Source organism: Zarconia navalis LEGE 11467 (assembly GCF_015207075.1).
Taxonomy (GTDB): Bacteria; Cyanobacteriota; Cyanobacteriia; order Cyanobacteriales; family Geitlerinemataceae; genus Zarconia; species Zarconia navalis.
In genome coordinates this window covers 1-5,528 of sequence record NZ_JADEXN010000379.1, presented here as the reverse complement: position 1 = coordinate 5,528, position 5,528 = coordinate 1, and the positions used below count along the sequence as shown (strand labels likewise).

Below are 5,528 nucleotides of genomic sequence, written 5' to 3'. Positions count from 1 at the left end.
GCATACACCCATGGGAGAGACACCTTTCGAGTTGCCCTTGGTGGGTCAGTACAATTTGGAAAATATGCTCGCAGCGGTGGGGGCGGCGTTGCATTTGGGGGTAGACTTAGGAGCGATCGTGGCGGCCCTGCCGGAGTTTCCCGGCGTTCCGGGGCGGATGGAACGGGTGTGGGTGAGTCCCGACCAAGATATTAGCGCCATTGTCGATTACGCCCATACACCGGATAGTTTGAAGAATTTACTCGAGGCGGCGCGTCCGTTTATTTCCGGGAAAACCATCTGTGTTTTCGGCTGCGGGGGCGATCGAGATCGCACCAAACGCCCCCTGATGGGAAAATTTGCCGCAGAACTGGCCGATGTGGCTGTTGTGACTTCCGATAATCCACGCACGGAAGATCCCGATCGCATTTTGGAAGATGTCTTGGTGGGGATACCGGACTCGGTGGAACCGATGGTGATTGCCGATCGCGCCGAAGCCATCCGCACGGCGATTTTACAAGCTCGACCGGGGGATGGGGTGCTCATCGCCGGGAAGGGACACGAGGACTATCAAATTTTGGGAACGGAGAAGATTCACTTCGACGATCGCGAACAGGCCAGGGCGGCGTTATTCGAGCGGTTGTCGGGGCGATCGTAAGCTGTCACGATCGCCAACAGCTCAAAGCGGTGATTGGGGCGATCGTGACCAAGTCTGAAATATTGTCACCCAGGAGATCGACGGATCGTTGCATTATGATTTGCGATCGCCATCGCCGTCCTCAGGGGGAAAAGGATATGAAGTCAATTCCCCTTCAAATTCAGATTCCCGGCGGCGACGGGAGATTTCGGGATATCCCTCATCGTCGCCCAAATCGTCGTTCAAACTATAGGGGGTGGAGAAATCTACGATATCATCTCGAAATCGATCGACCCGGCGATGGGGTGGAGAAACCCGCGACGATCGATTCCAGTTTTTCCAAGCCGCTTTCACTCCCACAAAAACGCTGCGGGTGGTGGCTTGCACTTGGCGAGTTTGTTTTTTGACTCGGGTGACACTTTGGTTGACTTGCTGTACTGCTTCCCCCGCACTTTTCACCCCATCGCTGACATCCTCCGTCAGTTCTGTAATTTCGAGTCCGGTGAGGCGAATGGCTTCGAGGGTGGGAGGCAGTTCCCGCGAGAGAGTATCGGCGAGTTTTTCGACACTGCGAGCAGCTCGTTGCAATTCTCGCACGGCAGGAATCAGAGCAGCCAACACCATCACGAGGCTCAGTGCCACGAGTCCGAGGGAAACGCCTAGCCAAAAAATGGGATCGGTCACGGGAAGATATTGCGGGAGGCTGGGGTAAGGGGGATAGAAGGAGCAAGGAATGTAGAGGACACAAAGCCTCTGAAATCTTGTGGATCTGTCCTCAATGAGTCTCCTCGATCGCAAATAGGATACATCTGTAGGGTTAAGGGCATCTATGCTCTCAAATATCTAAAGGACGCGATCGTTGACTGGGGATTGGATTTGAGTATCCGATCGACTCAGAACTTGATGTTCTTCCTGAGAAGCTTCAACTCCAGCAGCGATCGCGTCTCGAAGCCGATCGAGGGTTTCCCCCCAACTCCGAACGGCAGTTGTCGAAAGGCGATCGGCATGCAGTCCGACACTGGTGGCGAGATCTTCAGCCAGTTCCGGCAGCGCTTCGGCTGATTTTTTCAGGGTCTGTCGCGTCTGGCGACCGGTGCGAGGGGCAAACAGCAAGCCCCCGATCGCTCCGATCGCGGTTCCCAGTAGCATTCCGCCCACGAATGCGCCCGTACGGTTCTTTGACATTGCTCTCGATCGTTCCTTATAAACCAATTCTATCCAACGTACCTTCAAAGCTCTTTTAGAGAACTTTGAAGGCGTGAAACCTCTTTCATCCTCCGACGTTGCCAGATCCGCTTACCAAAATAGACTAGCGCCAGAACCTTGCGGACTCGCCGCATTTGCAGTTCCAACTGCCGGTACTGATGGCGGAACTGTCGCGTTCCCATCTGTCCCGAAAGAATGAAGTCGGGAGCATTGTGGAGAATGTAGCGGGTATTGCGTTCGACATCAAGCAGTACATCTGCAACCCGCGCTAAGGTTCGCCGCAGTTTCAATACCCGCCAAGTGGCGTAAAAACAAACCAGTGCCACCAAGGCATTCGCGATTAAAACAGCGGTTAGCATCGTTCGAGGGGGTTGAGGTAGAGTGATGAGTGCTGCAAGAGTTTTGACATAGCATCTCGATCGCCGAGCGGAGAGGGGGGGTTGGCATCATCCTACCCGATCGCTCCGGTTTACGAGTGGGATTGGTCAGTCGATCTCAACATTCCTTTGGAACTGGGAATCGTACTGGCGCGTCGGGGATCGATTTCTGTTGCCATCCGCAGGGATCTCGCGAAAGCTTTGAAGGTCGCTTCGATAATATGGTGGGAGTTAATCCCGTCCAACTGGCGAACGTGCAAGGTCATTTGAGCGTGATTGACGATCGCCACAAAAAACTCTCGCACCAACTGGGTATCGTAAGTTCCCACGCGCTGGGTGGGAATCTCTAAACCGTAGCTGAGGTGGGGACGACCGGAAAAATCCAGCGACACTTGAATCAATGCCTCATCCAGGGGAGCGATAAAATGCCCGAAGCGGACGATACCTTTAAAATCTCCCAAGGCTTGTCCCAAGGTAATCCCTACATCTTCGTTGGTGTGGTGGTCGTCAATCTCCAAATCTCCCGTGGCCCGCACGTCCAAATCGATCAGTCCGTGGGAAGAGATTTGGTGCAACATGTGATCGAGGAAAGGAATCCCCGTCTCGGCCGTGCAATTGCCCGTACCGTCGAGGTCTACACTCACTTTTACGTCAGTTTCCCCGGTGGTGCGGCACACGGAAGCCGCTCGAGTCAGTGACGCTGGGCTGGTACTTAGAGGGCTAGTGGAGGGGCGATCTGTAGTTTGCATGGGTTCGGGAACACCAGGAATGGATTGTATCTAGACTCTTGAACCCGATCGACTTCATTCCCATTTGGGAGGATTTGGGCAATGCGATCGCAGCTCGGGCAAGATGTGCGTTTCTCGATTTTAGGTCAATTGCGATCGCCCAGGTTGCATCATTATATTCACGACCTGGAGAAACCCATATATTAAGTTGACCTAGCAAAGCGTTCGAGGCATTGTAGAGGCGAGAGTTTTTGTTCGCAGCATTTCTAAGATTGAAGTGGTATCTATTCGGAAAATGCCCGCTCTCACCGAAATTTTCAAATCTCTCAATCTTATACCCCATCGAAATTTTAAGATTTTATTCTTTCTCTTTTATTAGTCCAACAGGTGCTTATGACTCGTCCCACCGCCACGTTGCTAATTTCCTGTCCCGATCGTCAGGGACTTGTGGCCACAATTGCCAATTTTATCTATTCCTATGGTGGCAATATCGTCCACGCCGACCAACATACAGACTTCGAAAGAGGGGTTTTTTTGAGTCGGGTGGAGTGGCAACTTGATGGATTCAACCTCCCCCGCGAGATAATCGCCCCGGCTTTCGAGGCGATCGCTTTTCCCCTCGAAGCCAACTGGGAAGTGCATTTCTCTGATGAGATACCCCGTCTGGCCATTTGGGTGACCCAACAAGACCATTGCCTGCTCGATTTGCTGTGGCGGCAGCGGGCTAAAGAACTACCCGCCGAAATTCCCCTCATTCTCAGCAATCACGAAACATTACGCCCCATTGCCGAGCGCTTCGGCATCGACTATCACCACATCCCGATTTCCAGCCAGACCAAAGCCGAGTCCGAAGCCCGACAACTGGACTTGTTACAAGAATACAACATCGATTTGGCGGTACTGGCAAAGTACATGCAGATTCTGAGTACTGACTTTATCGATCGATTTCCCAAAATTATCAATATCCATCACTCTTTCCTCCCGGCATTTCCCGGTGCGCGTCCCTACCATCGCGCTCATAAGCGGGGGGTAAAAATTATCGGCGCAACGGCTCACTATGCCACTGTCGATCTCGATGAAGGTCCGATCGTCGAGCAGGATGTGGTGCGCGTCAGTCATCGGGACGAGGTTGCCGATTTGATTCGCAAGGGGAAAGATTTGGAACGGATGGTACTCGCGAGAGCCGTGCGCTTGCACTTGCAACATCGGGTGTTGGTATATGGCAATCGAACCGTGGTTTTTTCCTGAGCTTGGCTATGTGATGTTAGACATTCGGAAATAACCCGATCGAGACTGTGGTTATCGTTGAAAGATCCACCATCTCCAAGATTCTCGATCGCACGTTATGCTCCAATTTCAAAACTTGAAAGCACGAAATACTTTCGCCCTCATCATTTTGATTTTTAGCAGTTTTGGACTCTACGTTCAATTAAGCCGTTTTGGTTATACTGTTCCCCTTCATTTAATTCCCGATGTTTTTTGTCTGAAGGGTTGCTCTTCTTCAGAACCTTTGCATCCAGTCACCCCAGACGATACGTTTTTAGACGATCGAGGTGCTGTTTCTAAACTTTTTAATTCAGAGAACTTTGATGAAAACAAAGTGTCGGTTTTAGTCGAAAAATCGAAATTCAAACTAACCGTTTTCTTCGACGGTGAGCCGATTCGATCTTACCCGATGGTGTTGGGGGGAAACCCGAGTGGCGACAAAAGCAAAGAAGGCGATCGCAAAACTCCTGAAGGCATTTTCTCCATTCAAGATATGTACCCTCACCCAGAATGGTCGATATTTTTCTGGCTCGATTATCCGACCCCAGAATCTTGGCGCAAACATCTAAAAGCGAAGTGGAATGGTGAGATTGGCTGGTTCGATCGCGTGGGGAGCGAAATAGGAATTCACGGCGTACCTGCGGGCGCTGACAGTTGGATCGATGCAGGCACGAACTGGACTTGGGGATGTGTCTCGCTCAAAAACGAAGATATCGAAGAACTCGATCGAATCGTACAGGTAGGAACCTTGGTTGAAATTATTCCCTGATTTGGGTTAAGACACTGTGTCTAAAGAAGATATCTGCTAGAAAATTAGTCCGCGCTTACAGGTTTCGTGTCAGGAGAATTCTCAAGAAATGAGAAAAAAAACGATCGGTTTGCTGTTCGCATTCGGGATTAATCTTCTCGGTGCGATCGCCATCCCTAAATCCGCCCAAGCCGACGATCCGAACTACGTCCTCGCTATCAGTTGGCAGCCGGGTTTTTGCGAGACTCGACCGAATCTACCCGAATGCGAAAGCCAAACTGGCGATCGATTTGATGCTACCCACTTTTCCATTCACGGATTGTGGCCGCAACCTCGCAATAACACTTACTGTAATGTTTCCCGAGCGATCGAACAAACCGATCGCGACAGGCGATGGCTGGATTTACCCGAACTAGATCTAAGTGCTGGCACCCGGCGCGAGTTACAAGCCAAGATGCCGGGATATCAATCGGGACTCCATCGCCACGAGTGGTACAAACACGGTACCTGTTACTCAGCAACCCCGGAAGAATATTATCGAGAGACGATCGCCCTGCTCGATGGCTTGAATGCTTCTCCCGTAAGCG

Annotated in this window: 8 protein-coding genes; 4 read left to right on the top strand and 4 right to left on the bottom strand. The window is 51.5% G+C overall.

From position 1 onward, the window contains the following. Positions 1–637, top strand: a 637-nt coding sequence (locus tag IQ235_RS17490; protein WP_264322708.1) for a Mur ligase family protein, incomplete at its 5' end; no start/stop codon positions are given. A gap of 93 nt (positions 638–730) precedes the next feature. On the opposite strand, the gene IQ235_RS17485 is transcribed toward IQ235_RS17490, so the two are convergent. From IQ235_RS17485 to hisB, 4 genes are all read right to left on the bottom strand, one after another. Next, a complete protein-coding gene (locus IQ235_RS17485) occupies positions 731–1,300 on the bottom strand; it encodes a DUF948 domain-containing protein (RefSeq protein ID WP_264322707.1) in 570 nt (189 codons plus the stop codon). A gap of 159 nt (positions 1,301–1,459) precedes the next feature. After that, the gene (locus tag IQ235_RS17480) at positions 1,460–1,801 is read right to left on the bottom strand and encodes a YtxH domain-containing protein (RefSeq protein ID WP_264322706.1); all 342 of its coding nucleotides are present in this window, start codon (positions 1,799–1,801) and stop codon (positions 1,460–1,462) included. A gap of 44 nt (positions 1,802–1,845) precedes the next feature. Then, complete coding sequence (locus IQ235_RS17475) at positions 1,846–2,181, bottom strand: hypothetical protein (RefSeq protein WP_264322705.1); 336 nt, start codon at positions 2,179–2,181, stop codon at positions 1,846–1,848. A gap of 110 nt (positions 2,182–2,291) precedes the next feature. Then, positions 2,292–2,948, bottom strand: a complete 657-nt coding sequence (hisB, locus tag IQ235_RS17470; RefSeq protein ID WP_264322704.1) for an imidazoleglycerol-phosphate dehydratase HisB — start codon at positions 2,946–2,948, stop codon at positions 2,292–2,294. A gap of 372 nt (positions 2,949–3,320) precedes the next feature. Here hisB and purU point away from each other — a divergent pair, with 372 nt between their 5' ends. The 3 genes from purU to IQ235_RS17455 form a co-directional block, all read left to right on the top strand. Further along, positions 3,321–4,175: a formyltetrahydrofolate deformylase gene (purU, locus tag IQ235_RS17465; RefSeq protein WP_264322703.1), complete on the top strand. Its 855-nt coding sequence runs from the start codon at positions 3,321–3,323 to the stop codon at positions 4,173–4,175. 97 nt (positions 4,176–4,272) lie between these two features. Next, a complete protein-coding gene (locus IQ235_RS17460; RefSeq protein WP_264322702.1) occupies positions 4,273–4,962 on the top strand; it encodes a L,D-transpeptidase family protein in 690 nt (229 codons plus the stop codon). Positions 4,963–5,050: 88 nt separating this feature from the next. Continuing rightward, positions 5,051–5,528, top strand: a 478-nt coding sequence (locus IQ235_RS17455; RefSeq protein WP_264322701.1) for a ribonuclease T2 family protein, incomplete at its 3' end; no start/stop codon positions are given.